Source organism: Pontixanthobacter luteolus (genome assembly GCF_947494915.1).
GTDB lineage: Bacteria > Pseudomonadota > Alphaproteobacteria > Sphingomonadales > Sphingomonadaceae > Pontixanthobacter > Pontixanthobacter luteolus.
In genome coordinates this window covers 922,007-936,544 of sequence record NZ_CANLWR010000001.1, presented here as the reverse complement: position 1 = coordinate 936,544, position 14,538 = coordinate 922,007, and the positions used below count along the sequence as shown (strand labels likewise).

At 58.9% G+C, this 14,538-nt stretch carries 13 protein-coding genes; 6 read left to right on the top strand and 7 right to left on the bottom strand.

All coding sequences use genetic code 11. The features are described from left to right. Positions 1–110 precede the first annotated feature (110 nt). Both PO778_RS04455 and PO778_RS04450 read left to right on the top strand, forming a co-directional pair. Entirely contained in the window at positions 111–1,508 is a 1,398-nt protein-coding gene (locus PO778_RS04455) for a methyl-accepting chemotaxis protein (protein ID WP_160729871.1), read from the top strand. A gap of 78 nt (positions 1,509–1,586) precedes the next feature. Then, the gene (locus tag PO778_RS04450; RefSeq protein WP_271438752.1) at positions 1,587–2,993 is read left to right on the top strand and encodes a methyl-accepting chemotaxis protein; all 1,407 of its coding nucleotides are present in this window, start codon (positions 1,587–1,589) and stop codon (positions 2,991–2,993) included. A 28-nt stretch (positions 2,994–3,021) separates the two neighbouring features. On the opposite strand, the gene PO778_RS04445 is transcribed toward PO778_RS04450, so the two are convergent. Then, positions 3,022–3,882: an AAA family ATPase gene (locus PO778_RS04445; RefSeq protein WP_271438751.1), complete on the bottom strand. Its 861-nt coding sequence runs from the start codon at positions 3,880–3,882 to the stop codon at positions 3,022–3,024. 104 nt (positions 3,883–3,986) lie between these two features. Continuing rightward, entirely contained in the window at positions 3,987–5,264 is a 1,278-nt protein-coding gene (locus tag PO778_RS04440; RefSeq protein ID WP_271438750.1) for a serine hydrolase, read from the bottom strand. A 167-nt stretch (positions 5,265–5,431) separates the two neighbouring features. Between PO778_RS04440 and PO778_RS04435 the strand changes: the two genes are divergently transcribed. Next, a complete protein-coding gene (locus PO778_RS04435; protein WP_271438749.1) occupies positions 5,432–6,652 on the top strand; it encodes a bifunctional alpha/beta hydrolase/OsmC family protein in 1,221 nt (406 codons plus the stop codon). Positions 6,653–6,655: 3 nt separating this feature from the next. Here the strand turns inward: PO778_RS04435 and PO778_RS04430 are convergent, their stop codons facing one another. From PO778_RS04430 to PO778_RS04420, 3 genes are read right to left on the bottom strand one after another with little or no spacing between them, the layout of a single operon-like run. After that, a complete protein-coding gene (locus PO778_RS04430) occupies positions 6,656–7,015 on the bottom strand; it encodes a hypothetical protein (RefSeq protein ID WP_271438748.1) in 360 nt (119 codons plus the stop codon). Further along, positions 7,008–8,999, bottom strand: a complete 1,992-nt coding sequence (gene parE, locus PO778_RS04425) for a DNA topoisomerase IV subunit B (RefSeq protein ID WP_160729865.1) — start codon at positions 8,997–8,999, stop codon at positions 7,008–7,010. The genes PO778_RS04430 and parE overlap by 8 nt, the downstream gene beginning before the upstream one ends. A 56-nt stretch (positions 9,000–9,055) precedes the next feature. Further along, on the bottom strand, positions 9,056–10,240 hold the full coding sequence (locus PO778_RS04420; protein ID WP_271438747.1) for a penicillin-binding protein activator: 1,185 nt from the start codon (positions 10,238–10,240) through the stop codon (positions 9,056–9,058). Positions 10,241–10,278: 38 nt separating this feature from the next. On the opposite strand from PO778_RS04420, the gene rsmI reads away from it, so the two are divergent. The 3 genes from rsmI to gshB are packed head-to-tail and all read left to right on the top strand — an operon-like array spanning position 10,279 to position 12,472. After that, positions 10,279–11,139, top strand: a complete 861-nt coding sequence (rsmI, locus tag PO778_RS04415; protein ID WP_271438746.1) for a 16S rRNA (cytidine(1402)-2'-O)-methyltransferase — start codon at positions 10,279–10,281, stop codon at positions 11,137–11,139. Beyond that, positions 11,136–11,486: a YraN family protein gene (locus PO778_RS04410; protein WP_271438745.1), complete on the top strand. Its 351-nt coding sequence runs from the start codon at positions 11,136–11,138 to the stop codon at positions 11,484–11,486. The genes rsmI and PO778_RS04410 overlap by 4 nt, the downstream gene beginning before the upstream one ends. A 26-nt stretch (positions 11,487–11,512) precedes the next feature. Next, positions 11,513–12,472, top strand: a complete 960-nt coding sequence (gshB, locus tag PO778_RS04405) for a glutathione synthase (protein WP_271438744.1) — start codon at positions 11,513–11,515, stop codon at positions 12,470–12,472. On the opposite strand, the gene PO778_RS04400 is transcribed toward gshB, so the two are convergent. Next, entirely contained in the window at positions 12,469–13,368 is a 900-nt protein-coding gene (locus tag PO778_RS04400) for a tyrosine recombinase XerC (protein WP_271438743.1), read from the bottom strand. The two genes, gshB and PO778_RS04400, sit on opposite strands and share 4 nt — an antisense overlap. Next, positions 13,365–14,516, bottom strand: coding sequence for a radical SAM family heme chaperone HemW (gene hemW / locus PO778_RS04395; protein WP_271438742.1), 1,152 nt, complete (start codon positions 14,514–14,516; stop codon positions 13,365–13,367). The genes PO778_RS04400 and hemW overlap by 4 nt, the downstream gene beginning before the upstream one ends. Between the last annotated feature and the right edge of the window lie 22 nt (positions 14,517–14,538).

The window sequence follows — 14,538 nt, the reverse complement described above, 5'->3', positions numbered from 1 at the left end:
GCTGGTGAGAGGATACCGGTCATGAAGAAAGTCTTCGCGACCTTAAGCCTTCGATAACCATAAGTACGTATGCCGATCACCGCGACGGAAAAGTGGGGACGCATAAGTCAATGAAACATACCGAATTCGACACCGTGGATCGCAAGTCCATCGATCTCATACCCCAGAGCTGCGGGGAGGTGACGGTCGGGTGTTCGGATGTCGCCGGCATCGTTCAGGCTGTTATCGATTCATCAGAAAAGCTTAGAGCGGAACACAACGCGCTACAGGGGACCGTAACGCAGCTTGAATCCGACCAGCAGAAAGTTTCCGAAGCAAGCGACGAGGCTCGCCTGCTTTCCGAACGTGCGATCGAGCGGCTCGGCCAAGGCACCACGCTTATCCAGTCCTCGCTTGGCCAGATTTCCGGGTTGCTTGAACTTGTCGAAACGCTGACCACCCACGTGACCGGATTTGCCGCAGCGATGGAGCAGGTGCGCCGCTGTTCCCAGGATATTGACCAGATTGCCGAAACCACGAACATTCTGGCCCTGAACGCGACCATCGAAGCGATGCGTGCCGGCGATGCCGGTCGCACTTTCGCGGTTGTGGCCAATGAAGTTAAAAACCTTGCCGGCGACACCCGCCGCGCCACCGAAGAAATCAGCCAGACTATCGACACACTGGGCGGCGAGGCCGAACTGGTGATCTCGCAGATCGAAAACGGCGCAGAGGCAAGCCGCAGCGCAAAGACCTCCGTCGCGCAGATCGAAGAAACGATCGGCGGCGTTGCTGAACTGGTTGAAGAAGTCGATCGCCAGAATGATCAAATCGCCCGTTCCACCGGTACGATCAGCGATCACGTGCACCGCGTGCAGGATGTCCTTGCGTCGTTCGACAGTGCTGCCATCGAAAACGAAGGCAAGCTGCAAAAGGCGCACAACCGGATCGAGTCGCTGGAAATTACGGCGAGCGAGATGTTCGACAGCATCGTCAAAGGCGGCCTGTCACCAAGGGACAGCGCGCTTGTCGATCAGGCGCAGACCTTTGCCAAGCAGGTAAGCGAGATCGCTGAGAAGGCGATTGCTGAGGGTACGCTTACGCAAGAGGCGCTGTTCGATACCGATTACAAGGAAATCGCAGGAAGCAATCCGAAACGGTTCCGTACCTCGCTGAGCGACTGGGCTGATGCGCACTGGCGGCCGGTCTTCGACAAGGTCGTCGCCAAGGGCGGTCCGATCAAGATGTGTTCCAGCGCGGATATGAACGGCTTTTTGCCAACACACATTTCCGATCGCTGCCGTCAACCGACAGGCGATCTGGCGCATGACACGAAATACTGCCGCAATGGACGCATCCTGCTGGAAGGCGTTGATATTTCGGCAAAACGAAGCACCGACGCCTACATGATGGCGGTCTATCGCCAGGAAGGCGACGGCTTGCAGTACCTGGTCGTGCGCAACGTTTATGTGCCGCTTTACATCAATGGCCGCCGATGGGGTGATTTCGAATTAGCATACACGCTTTGAACAGGGATATCCGGAAGACCGGAACCCTATTCGCCAAGGCAAAATAGCCCAAGGCGTTGAGGTAGGTTTGGGGGGGTTATGGAACACGCGAAAATAGAGGTGCCGAACAGCGCCATAATTGAATCGATCCCGCAGCGATGCGGTCAGGTCGTCGATTACTGCGCAGATGTCGGCGGCCTCGTTCACGCTGTTAAACGAACTTCAACCCAGCTTCGCCAAGAACATACCGCACTTCGCGACACTGTTGCCACCCTCGAACTGGACCAGGTCAAGGTGCGCGATGCCAGCGATGAAGCGCGTCTGCTGTCTGAGAAGGCGATTGAACGACTAGGCGAGGGCAACGAACAAATCCGCGGCGCACTGGACCGTATTTCCAGCCTTATCGAACTCGTCAGCGCCCTGAGCCAGCACGTAACCGGATTTGCCGCTGCAATGGATCAGGTTCGAAAAAGCTCGAAAGACATTAACCGGATTGCCGAAACCACCAGCATCCTTGCCCTGAATGCGACGATCGAGGCGATGCGGGCAGGCGAACGGGGCAAAACATTTGCCGTTGTCGCCGACGAGGTGAAGACACTGGCGCAGGATACGCGCCTTGCCACCGACGAGATCGTGCGCACGGTGGATGCGCTGGAGATAGAGGCGACCGCAGTTGTCGGCCAGATCGAAGGCGGAGCAGGGGAAAGTGAAAAAGCGCGGGCCAGCGTATCCCAGATCGAAGAAACCCTGGGTAGCGTCACCGACCTTGTCGAAGAGGTCGACCGGCAAAACGATCAGATCGCCCGTTCCACAGCGACGATCAGCGGCCACGTGGATAGCGTGCAGAATGTTCTTCGCGGGTTTGAAGAAACCAGCGTCAGCAATGATGGCCAGCTTGAACGCGCCCATTCGCGTTTGAAGGATCTCGAAGCCATGGCCAACACCATGTTCGACAATGTCGTTCATGCCGGACTGGCGCCTGCAGATCAGCATATTGCAGAACTTGCGCTGGACGGCGCGAAGCAGGCCGAGGCACTTGTGCTGAAGGCTATCGAGGCAAGCGAACTCGATGAAGCTGCGCTGTTCGACGACAATTACCTGCCCATCGCCGGCAGCAATCCGCCGCGTTTTCGTACGCGGTTCACGGACTGGGCGCATGAACACTGGCGGCCGATACTTGACGCGGTGACAGGCAAGCGACCGGAAATTCTGTTCGCGCTGCCCAATGATCTAAACGGCTATCTTCCCACGCACATCACCGCGCAGTCAAAGGTGCCAACCGGAGATGTCAGGCACGATGAGCTTTATTGCTTCAACGGCCGGATGATCGAAAAGAGCGACGCGTGGGAGACGATGGCCGGTTCCGATTATGCCATGTACAGCTACCGCCAACCGCGCGCTGACGGCAAATTCTGGCTGATGCGCTGCGCCACCGTTCCGATCACGGTCAACGGTCGCAGGTGGGGCAATTTCGTAGTCGGTTACAGAGAGGACCTGCGCAAATAGTCGCTGGCCCTCCCGTATATTGCCGCAATCAGGTCTGGCGGCGTGACATGAACGCCAGTCTTTCGAACAACATGATATCCTGCTCATTTTTGAGAAGCGCACCGTGAAGTGGCGGGATCGCCTTCGATGGGTCCTGATCCTGCAGCACATCCAGCGGCATGTCTTCATTCAGCAGCAGTTTGAGCCAATCGAGCAGTTCGGACGTGCTCGGTTTTTTCTTCAGGCCGGGGACTTCGCGAATTTCGTAGAACACGTCCATCGCCTTGCTGACGAGGGTTTTCTGGATGCCCGGGTGGTGCACTTCGATGATCGAACGCATCGTGTCGCGGTCAGGAAACTTGATATAGTGGAAGAAACAGCGGCGCAGGAATGCGTCTGGTAGTTCTTTTTCATTGTTCGAGGTGATGACCACGATCGGGCGTTCTTTGGCCGCAACGCGCTCCTGCGTTTCATAAACGTCGAAGCTCATCCGGTCGAGTTCCTGGAGAAGGTCGTTCGGAAATTCGATGTCGGCCTTGTCGATTTCGTCGATCAGCAAGACAGGCAGCTGCTCGGAAGTGAATGCTTCCCAAAGCTTGCCCTTCTTGATGTAGTTGCGAATGTCGTGAACTCGCTCTTCACCCAGTTGGCCATCACGCAAGCGGGCAACGGCATCGTATTCGTACAGACCCTGCTGTGCCTTGGTCGTGGATTTTACGTTCCACTCGATCAAGGGGGCTCCGACAGCCTTTGCGATTTCGTGGGCAAGCACAGTCTTGCCGGTCCCCGGCTCACCTTTAACCAGAAGCGGGCGGCGCAGTGTCACGGCCGCATCGACGGCGACTTTCAGGTCATCGGTTGCGATGTAGTCTTCGGTTCCGTCGAAACGCTTCGGTGCAGTGTCAGCCATGAGTTTTCCTGTGCAACTTGTCTTTACGTGAGCGTTAATCGGCATAAATCGAAAGGGCAAGGGTGCGGGTATGCCGACCTGCCCGGATCAAGTGAACTTGGCCTTCAACGTGCCAATCTGAGCAAGCGCTGCGCGAGAAGTTCCAACCTTGCGTTTTCGAGAGGCTGGTTCGGATCATTCCAGCCCATCGTCAGCATATGCCATTGGCCAGCCTTGTCGCGCAGCAGCCATGTCAGGTTCAAAACCCCCGGCTCGGACCCTCCTTTATACCCCGTGTAGGACCAGCCTTGCGTCAATTCCGGTGGAAGCGACGGGTTCACCGACAGGATCATCCGGGCAGTCGGATCGTCGATCTGCGCTAGTCTGACCGCCAACTGCTTCAGGTCCGAAGCACTGGCAAACCATTCGACGGTGCCGATTGCCGTGGGCTGGACGAAGCGCGGTGGTTCTACTTTTGCCGGATCGCCGCCGACATCGTCCTGGAAATCATCAAGGATGCGGCGCTTGGCCGTCTCGTTCGCGGCGATATACTTCCGTAGATTGCCATCGCTCCCTTTCAGCGCGAACAGCTCAAGCGTGCTTAGAAACGGCTTGTTTCGGGCAGGATCGGAATGACCGACGATCTCCATTTCCGCCTCGACTTTGCTGCGTCCCAGCTCGTGAAACAGCATGTCTGTCGCGGTGTTGTCGCTGATCGTGATCATCATGGTTGCCAGCGTTTGCAGGGTCATTGGCGTGCCATCTGGCCACGCCTGCAACTGTCCGCTGGGAAAGGATTTACGGTCAACGACGACAACATCATTCCAATTGCGTTCGCCCGTATTGATGGACCGGGCAAGAGCCGACAGGACGTAAAGTTTGAACGTCGAACCAATCGCCATCTGGGCATCAGGATTGAGCGAGAAGATCGGAGCGCCGGTATCGGCGAGCGGTGTGAACAGAACGGCGATCTCTCCCGGCAATGCCTCAAGTTCCGCTTCAATCTTCTCGATGCTGTCATTCAGCGGATGGAAAGAGGTGAATTGCAGCCCGGTGATCCTGTGCGGATCAGCAGGCGAGAGCGTAATTTGTCCCATCCCTATGCCGCGTTCAAATCGCACGGTCAGTCCACTGGAATAGGCACTGGTCGGGTTTATGCTTTCGACGACGACCGGCTTGCCGAATTCGGATTCGAGCCGTTCGCCCAACTCGATCAGCTGCTCTGCACTCACATCCTGCAGGAAGGCCGGATCGAAAATGTTCTCTGCCAGCGCATCTCCCTGCAATACGGAAAGCGCCTCCGTTGCCCGCTCTTCAACAAGTGGAGCCTCCAAATCTTGTGCGGCCGCAGGAAAGGCGACCGCTGTGAACCACAAACTGAAGAGCGCAAACAGTTGCCGCATTGAAACATTCCTGAATTTTGTCGGCAGACTGTATCGCGGGATGAAGAACGCACAAGGTTGCATCACAACCACCGGACCACCACAACGAACGGATAATGCCGGAGCAGGGGCGTTTGCCGCCAGCAAATGCTCCTGACCGCGCCGCAAAGCGATTAAGGACCAGAGAAATGCCAACCGAATCGATCAGCATCAACACGGCTAAAGGCCACAGCCTATCCGGCTCTCTGGAAATGCCCACGGGTCTGGTCCGAGGTGCCGCGTTGTTCGCGCACTGCTTCACCTGCACCAAGCAGAGCCGCGCCGCAGTCGCCGTAGCGAGATCGCTGGCCAGCAAGGGATTGGCCACTTTGAGATTCGATTTTACCGGGCTCGGCGGAAGCGAGGGGGAATTTGGCCGAGCGGGTTTCGCGACCGATGTCGGCGATCTGGTTGCCGCCGCAGAGGTGCTGTTGGCCCGGTTCGGTGGCAAACTGCTGCTGGTCGGGCACAGTCTGGGCGGTGCTGCGGTCCTCGCAGCGGCAGACGATCTCGGGTTCGACAGAGTGGCGGCGATTGCAACAATCAACGCGCCATCGGACGTGCCGCACGTTCTGCAACGGATCGACGGCAACATTGCGCAAGTGATGGAGCAGGGTGAGGGCGAAGTGAACATTGGTGGACGGCCGTTCACCATCAGCAGCGCTTTCGTCGACAAGACGGTAAATGCCGATCTGCTAGGCGAAGTTTCACGCCTGCGAGCGCCCCTATTGTTCATGCATTCTCCCATCGATCAGATCGTCAGCGTCGATCACGCAAGTCGGCTCTTTGCAGCGGCAAAACATCCGAAGAGTTTTGTCAGCTTGGACGGGGCGGATCATTTGCTGCTGAACCGGCAGGATGCAGAGTTCGCCGCGTCGGTTATCGCTGGCTGGGCTGATCGCTACCTCCCGCAAGAGGCCGACCTTCCGGCCCCCGAAGACGGTATTGTCGTGCGCAGCGGGCATGGGAAGTTCGGGACAGAGGTTCACACCACAAGTCACCGTTTCATCGCCGATGAACCATTGTCATATGGCGGGGACGACACCGGACCGAGCCCGTACGATCTTTTGCTTGCGGCGCTTGGCACCTGCACTTCGATGACCATGAAAATGTACGCCGACCGCAAGAAATGGCCGCTGGAAGGCAGCACAATCGCGTTGAGGCATGAACGAAACCATGCCGAAGATTGCGAGCAGGTTTCAGCTGCAGAGGAGAGCAATATGCCTGCGCAGGCGCTCTACCGAGATATCACGCTGCACGGCGACCTGACCGAGGATCAACGTCGGCGGATTATCGAGATTGCTGACAAGTGCCCGGTCCACCGCACTCTGGAGGGACATCTGCACATCCATACAGCGTCAATCGAGTAACCCTTAGCTGAGCGCGACGAAGCAATTCAGGGCAAGGAACCCCGCAAGCATAGTGATGGTCGCGATCCGCCATCCAAGCGCTGCGTTACCGATCCCGCGCTGCCAAGTGATCCATCCAATCGTACCTGTCACCAGTGCCGACGCCATGACAATCGCAATGGGGCCGCTCCCGAGAGTGAGCATGAAAATGATGGGCATCGCGATGCATTGAAGTACCAGCGCACCGGCAAACCAGGCAATCGGGATCGGCCGGTAGATAACATCGGGCGTGTACCAGTCGGGCAGCGAACTATCGGGGCGGGACAAGCGCCGATCGCCTGCCCAAATGTCTTCTTCGGCGGGATCGGGCCGATTGTCAGGCATCGATCAGATCGCGGTCCATATCGCCGGCATTGTTCTGGATGAAATTGAACCGGTGTTCGGGATTCCGTCCCATCAGCTGGTCGACCAGTTCCTTCACCGCTGCCCGCTGTTCGAATTCGGGGGGCAGGGTGATCCGCACCAGTGACCGCGTTTCAGGGTTCATGGTGGTTTCGCGCAGCTGGGCCGGGTTCATTTCGCCAAGGCCCTTGAACCGCCCGACTTCGACCTTCTTGCCTTTGAAGACAGTTGCCTCAAGTTCTGCACGGTGTGCATCATCACGGGCATAGAGGCTCTCTTTACCCGCTGTCAGACGGTAGAGAGGGGGCTGAGCCAGAAACAGGTGCCCCTTGCGCACGATTTCCGACATTTCCTGGAAGAAGAATGTCATCAGCAGCGTCGCGATGTGCGCGCCATCGACATCCGCGTCGGTCATGATGATGATCCGGTCGTAACGCAGGTTCTCCGGATCACAATCCTTGCGGGTGCCGCAGCCCATGGCGAGCGACAGATCGGCGATTTCCTGATTTGCGCGGATCTTGTCAGCGGTGGCGCTGGCCACGTTGAGGATCTTGCCCCGGATGGGCAGGATTGCCTGAGTCTTGCGGTTACGTGCCTGTTTCGCGCTGCCGCCTGCCGAATCGCCTTCGACGATGAACAATTCAGTCTCGCCTTCGCCGTCGCCGGAACAGTCCGTCAGCTTGCCGGGCAGGCGCAATTTCTTCGCATTGGTAGCAGTCTTGCGCTTGATCTCGCGTTCCTGCTTGCGGCGAAGCCGCTCGTCCATTCGCTCCATCACCTGACCAAGCAGCGCCTTGCCGCGCTCCATGTTGTCGGTCAGGAAATGGTCGAAATGATCGCGAACGGCATTTTCCACCAACCGCGCCGCTTCGGGTGAGGTCAGACGGTCCTTGGTCTGCGACTGAAATTGCGGATCCCGGATGAAGACAGACAGCATCACTTCGCCGCCGACCATCACGTCATCGGCTGAAATGTCCTTCGCCTTCTTGGTGCCGGTCAGATCACCGAAGGCGCGCAGGCCCTTGGTCAACGCAGCCCGCAGTCCCTGTTCGTGCGTCCCGCCATCGGGGGTCGGCACGGTGTTACAATACCAGCTGGTCGATCCATCGGAATAGAGCGGCCATGCGCAGGCCCATTCAACCCTGCCGAGCGATTGTCCGTCTTCGTCATCAGGAAAATCCTGATTGCCGGCGAAGGGCTGTGCGGTCACACATTCGCGCGACCCGATCTGTTCGGCCAGATGGTCTGCAAGTCCGCCGGGAAACTTGAAGACCGCCTCTGCTGGCACATCATCGCTGACCAGACTGTCTGCACATTTCCAGCGGATTTCGACGCCTGCAAAAAGGTATGCCTTGGACCGAGCCAGCTTGAACAGGCGGCGCGGCTTGAACTGGCGATCGCCAAAGATTTCCGTGTCGGGCGTGAAACTGACGGTTGTGCCCCGCCGGTTCGGTGTGGGGCCGAGCTTTTCGATGGGGCCAAGGGTTTCGCCCCTTGCGAACTTTTGCACATAGAGCTGCCTGTCGCGGGCAACTTCGACCCTCGTGTCACTGCTCAGCGCGTTGACCACACTTACGCCGACACCGTGCAAGCCGCCGGATGTTGCGTAAGCTTTGCCGGAGAACTTGCCGCCCGAGTGCAGCGTCGAAAGGATAACTTCCAGCGTCGATTTCCCGGGAAACTTGGGATGTTCGTCCACCGGGATGCCGCGGCCATTGTCGGCAATGGTCAGCCGGTTGCCTTCTTCCAGCGAAACCTCGATGCGGGTCGCGTGTCCGGCGACAGCTTCATCCATCGCATTGTCGAGAACTTCGGCCGCAAGATGGTGCAGGGCACGGTCATCGGTGCCGCCAATATACATCCCGGGACGGCGGCGTACGGGCTCAAGCCCTTCCAGCACCTCGATGGATGAGGAATCGTAATCGCCGCTCGATGCGGGGGTACCTTCGAAAAGATCGTCAGACATTGTCCCGCTATAAGCCCGCGATTCACGCGCTTACAAGCGGGACTCAGTCTTTATCGTCAGTCAGCGAAGTTCGAGGGGGCTTTCTCTACCACTACCACCGATCCGTCGCGCACCTCGCGAACTTCCATCGCCCGGTCGGCAACGCCGCTACGCATGAAGCGGAACGGGCCGTCAACGCCCAGGAAACCGCCAGATTCGTACATTTGCGACTGCGGGAAGGATCGTCCGACTTTCCAGTCTTGCGCAACCTTCAGCGTGAGCAGCACGCTATCGAAGCCGAGCGTCGAAATACGGTGCGGCTGATTGCCGAACCGTTGGCGGTAACTGTCGGAATACCTTTTGAACCGGTCATCCGAGACGGCAGAGAACCATGCCCCGCGCAGCGCGGAGGTGCGCGGCACGCTTGCCTCGCCGCTGAGCAGTTCTGTACCCAGCAACTGATAGGATGTTGTCCCGGCCGATTTCAATTCGCCCGCCGCAAGAGCCGCGAGGCGTGCGCCGTCCGCGATCAGCACAGTGTCGACACCGCTGCGCTGGGCGATGCGCTGCGCAGCGCTGACAATCGAAGTGTTGCCTCGGCGATAGCTTTCGGTTGCGACAAGCCGGCCGCCAGCGGCACGGATGGCCTTTTCAAGTGCCGCCTGTGCTGCGGTTCCATAGTCACCTTCCGGGATGATCGCAGCAAATTGGCGCGAACCGCGCTTCTGTGCGTATTCGATTGTCCGCTCGATCGACTGGTTCGGAATATGGCCCATCACGTACACATCGGGACCGGCCACGGTTGCGTCGTTGGAATAGGAAATAAGCGGAATGTTGGCGGGGCGTGCCTCTGCCAGAACCAGCGGAACATTATTTGCCAGAAGCGGCCCGAGGATCAATTTGTTGCCATCGGCCACCGCCTTGCGTGCCGCATCGCGGGCACCGCGTGACGTATCATAGGTTGTGATCCGTAGATTAGACGCATTGGTGTCGAGCAGCGCCATGGTTGCCCCATTGGCGATCGAATTGCCGACATCGGCATTGTCGCCGGACAACGGCACCAACAGTGCAATCCGGTGGCGTGTTTCGTCAGTCGGCAGCGCTGTGGCGCTCGGTTCCGGCGTCGGCCCGGCGGCAGGCCCGCTGGTTGAAGTGGTCGGGCCCTTCGGTATCACCTGACAGCCAGCCAGCAACGCTGCCGTGCCGGCAACCATCAAGCTGCGGCGATTGATACCGATATTGCCCAAATTAAAACGCTTCATCCTTGCGATCCCTCTCATGCTTGGTCCATTGGGATGCAGTGACCAGCAATGCCCCCTCAAATGCCAAACCGGCTACTCTGTCTCCCGGTCTCTATATAGTCGCCACGCCGATTGGCAATCTTGGCGATATAACGCTCCGCGCAGTAGACGTGTTGAAGCGTTGCGATGGTGTCGCCTGCGAAGATACGCGCGTCACCGGCAAGCTGCTCAAGCATCTGGGAATCAGCAAGCCGCTCTGGCGCTATAACGATCATAGCGAGGATAATGACCGCCAGCGCCTGATCGCATCGATGCGCGACCGCGCCGTGGTGCTGGTAAGCGATGCAGGGACACCGCTGATTTCCGATCCCGGTTATCGGCTGGTCCGCGATGCACGCGAGCAGGAGATCGAAATAACAAGCCTGCCCGGTGCATGCGCGGTTGTTACCGGCCTGACCCTGTCCGGGCTGCCGAATGACCGGTTCCTGTTTGCGGGATTCCTTCCCAACAAGGACAAGGCGCGCGGCGATGTTCTGGCCGAACTTGCTCCGGTTGATACGACGCTGGTTTTTTACGAAACCGGGCCGAGGCTTCTCAAATCGCTGGATGCGATTGCTGCGGTTTTGCCCGGGCGTGAAGTTTCAGTGGCGCGGGAACTGACCAAGCTCCACGAAGAATGCCGCACAGGTTCACCGGATGAACTTTCAGCGCATTATTCGCAGCATCCGCCAAAGGGCGAAATCGTGCTGATGGTCTCACCCCCGGCCAAACAGAAAGCCAATGCTGAGGATGCCGACGCCATGCTGGCCGAAGCATTGAAAGACATGAAAGCATCGCAGGCCGTTGCCAAGGTTGCCAAGGCAACCGGGCTCGACCGCAAAGTTCTCTACAACCGTGCCATGGAACTGCGCGGGAAATGAAGCGGCAAATTGCCGAACAAAGCGGCCGTGACGGTGAACGCCGCGCGGCAATGTGGCTGCGCATGAAGGGCTGGTCGATACTGGGCCAGAGGATCAAGACCCCGCTTGGCGAAATCGACCTGATCGCACGGCGGGGCGGTGTGGTCGCATTTATCGAAGTCAAATGGCGGAAGAAGGCGGTCGATCTCGATCACGCGATTGATGAATACCGGCTGCGCAGGGTGGCCTCTGCCGTGGAAGCAGTCGCGCACAAATATGCGGCCGATGGCGAGGATATTCGCGTTGACGTGATCCTCCTTGCGCCGGGCGCGTTCCCTCGCCACATCGTCAATGCATGGCAGCCATGAAGGCAGCCGGAAAACAGGAATAGAACATGAGCCTGCGCGTAGCTGTCCAGATGGACCCGATGGATTCGATCAATATTGCAGGCGATTCCAGTTTCGCACTGATGCTGTCAGCGCAGGACCGGGGGATGGAAGTCTGGCACTACGATGTGGCTTCGCTTGCCTATGAGACAGGCGAGGGTCCCGGTGCCAGGATTACCGCCCATGCCGCGCCGGTGAAGGTCCAGAGGGTGGAGGGCGATCATTATACGATCGGCGAACGGCGCCGGATCGATCTGGCGCAGGATATCGACGTAGTCCTGATGCGGCAGGATCCGCCGTTCCATCTTGGCTATATCAGCTCCGCCTTGCTGCTGGACCGGCTCAAGGGGCAGACGCTGGTCATCAACGACCCGCGCGAGGTGGTGAACGCACCTGAAAAAATGTTCGTGCTGGATTATGCACGCTTCATGCCGCCCACGCTGATTGCAAGGTCGGTAGAAGATGTGCGCGCGTTCCAGGACAAACACGGCAGCGTTGTCGTGAAACCACTGCATGGCAATGGCGGTAAGGCAATCTTCAAGATCGGCGATGACCGGATGAACACCTCTGCTCTGTTCGAAGTGTTCAATCAGACATGGCCGGAACCTCACATGGTCCAGCCATTCCTTCCTGAAGTGTCGAAGGGCGACAAGCGTATCGTGCTGGTCGATGGCGAATTTGCCGGGGCTATCAACCGGAAACCGGGCAAGGGTGAATTCCGCTCAAACCTGGCGCAGGGCGGTTATGCAGAGGCTGCCGACCTTACCGCACGTGAGGAAGAAATCTGTGCCGCCATGGGGCCGGAACTCAAGAAACGCGGGCTGGTGTTTGTCGGGATCGATGTGATCGGCGGCAAATGGCTGACCGAAATCAATGTCACTTCGCCTACCGGGATTGTCGCAATCGACAAGTTCAACGGCACCGACACGCCGGGCCGCATCTGGGACGCTATCGAGGCACGTCTCTAATCATCCCGCTCGCGCGGGTGCGCCCCGCGATAGGTGTCGAGCAATGTCGCTGCATCGACCTTGGTGTAAATCTGCGTGCTGCCGAGGCTGGCGTGGCCAAGCAGTTCCTGCAGGCTTCTGAGGTCCGCGCCGGCACCCAGCAGATGCGTGGCGAAACTGTGCCGCAGCGCGTGCGGGGTCGCGGTGGCCGGCAGGCCCAGCGCGATGCGGGCACGGGCCATCGCCTTCTGAACCATTCCGGGGCTTAGCGGGCCGCCCTTTACCCCGCGAAACAGCGCCTTGTCTGGTTCGATCGACCAGGGCGACAGCGCGGCATACTGCGCGACAGCTTCCCGCACGGCAGGGATGATCGGCACGATCCGCTGTTTGTTGCCTTTGCCGGTAACAGCCAGCGTTTCGCCCAGCGGCAGATCATTACCGTTCAGCGAGAGAGCCTCTGCGATGCGCAGGCCGGCACCGTAAAGCAGCAGCAACACAGCCCTGTCGCGCGCACCAACCCAGTCATCCTGGGCCATACCCTCCACGAGGTCTGCAATGTTGGTCGCATCATCTGGCGTGACGGGGCGGGGCAGGCCTTTCTTGATGCGCGGACCTCTCAGCCGCGGCGCGCCTTCTTCGGCCAATCCCGCCTGTTCGCGGGCAAACTTGACAAAGGATTTGATCGCGGAAAGTTCGCGGGCGGTCGACGCATTGCTCAGCCCATCCTGCCGCCGGCTGGCCAAATGCCCGCGAAGCTGCGCCGTATTCAGCTGGGCGAGGCTGGCCCAGTTAGCGGCACCGGTGCGTTCGATCAGCAGCCTTGCCGCGGCAAGATATGCCCTGACTGTATGCGGTGAACGGCGGCGTCCCTGTGCCAGATGGTTGCCCCAATCTTCGAGAACATCCGCTTTGCTCATGCCTCGACCAGTTCGGCGCTGACAATCTCGCCGAGCAATGCGTCGAGGACAGGCATACCCTTGCATGTAACTCGAAGCCTGTCTTCGCCCGCACTCAGGAAGCCGAGGTCGCGAAATGTTGCGACCTTTCCAGCATCCACCAGATCGGCAACGGCAATGCCGAAACGCGTGGATATTTCTGCAAGCGAAATCCCCTCTGCCAGACGAAGGCCCATCAGCAACGCTTCTGACGCGCTCTCACTGTCGGTCAGTTTTCGCTCTTCTTTCAGCCCGTTTCCGTGAATGCCGACAGATTGGAGATAATTCTCCGGCTTCTTGTGCCGCAGGGTCGCGGTTCCGCCGCGCCGGCCATGCGCCCCGGGGCCGATCCCGCAGTAATCCTGATACCGCCAGTATGTCAGGTTGTGGCGGCTTTCCTGCCCGGGCCGCGCATGATTGCTGACCTCGTAAGCGGGGATACCGGCGGCAGCCGTCATCTCGCGGGTCAGTTCGAACAGGTCGGCCGACGGGTCATCATCCAGCGGAGCAAATGCCCCGATCCGAACATCGGTCGCGAACCGCGTATTGGGTTCAATCGTCAATTGGTACAGCGAGAGATGGTCCGTTCCAAACGACAGCGCGCGCAAAAGTTCATCCGCCCAATCGTCTGCTGTCTGTTTTGGACGCGCATAGATCAGGTCGAAACTGGTCCGGGTGAAATGACGCTGCGCGACCTCCAGCGCTCTTATCCCTTCGTCTACCGAATGAAGTCTGCCGAGGAAGGATAACTGATCATCGCGCAGCGATTGCAGACCCAGGCTGACCCGGTTGATTCCGGCATCAGCCAGACCGGCGAATTTCGCCGCTTCGACCGAGGATGGATTTGCCTCCAGCGTGATTTCGATATCAGGTTCGAAGCCCCACAACCGTTCAGCCTCGCCGAGCAGTGATCCGACCAGTTCCGGCGGCATCAAAGAAGGCGTGCCGCCGCCAAAGAATATCGACTTGAGCGTTTCGCCGCCTGCCAGCGCCGCCTCATGCCGCATGTCTGCAATCAGCGCAGCTTCCCACCGGGCATGGTCAACCGTGCTGCGAACATGAGAATTGAAGTCGCAATAGGGGCATTTCTTGAGGCAGAAGGGCCAATGGATATAGAGCGCGCGGGCCATAATCTCAGTTTAGCCGCCAAGT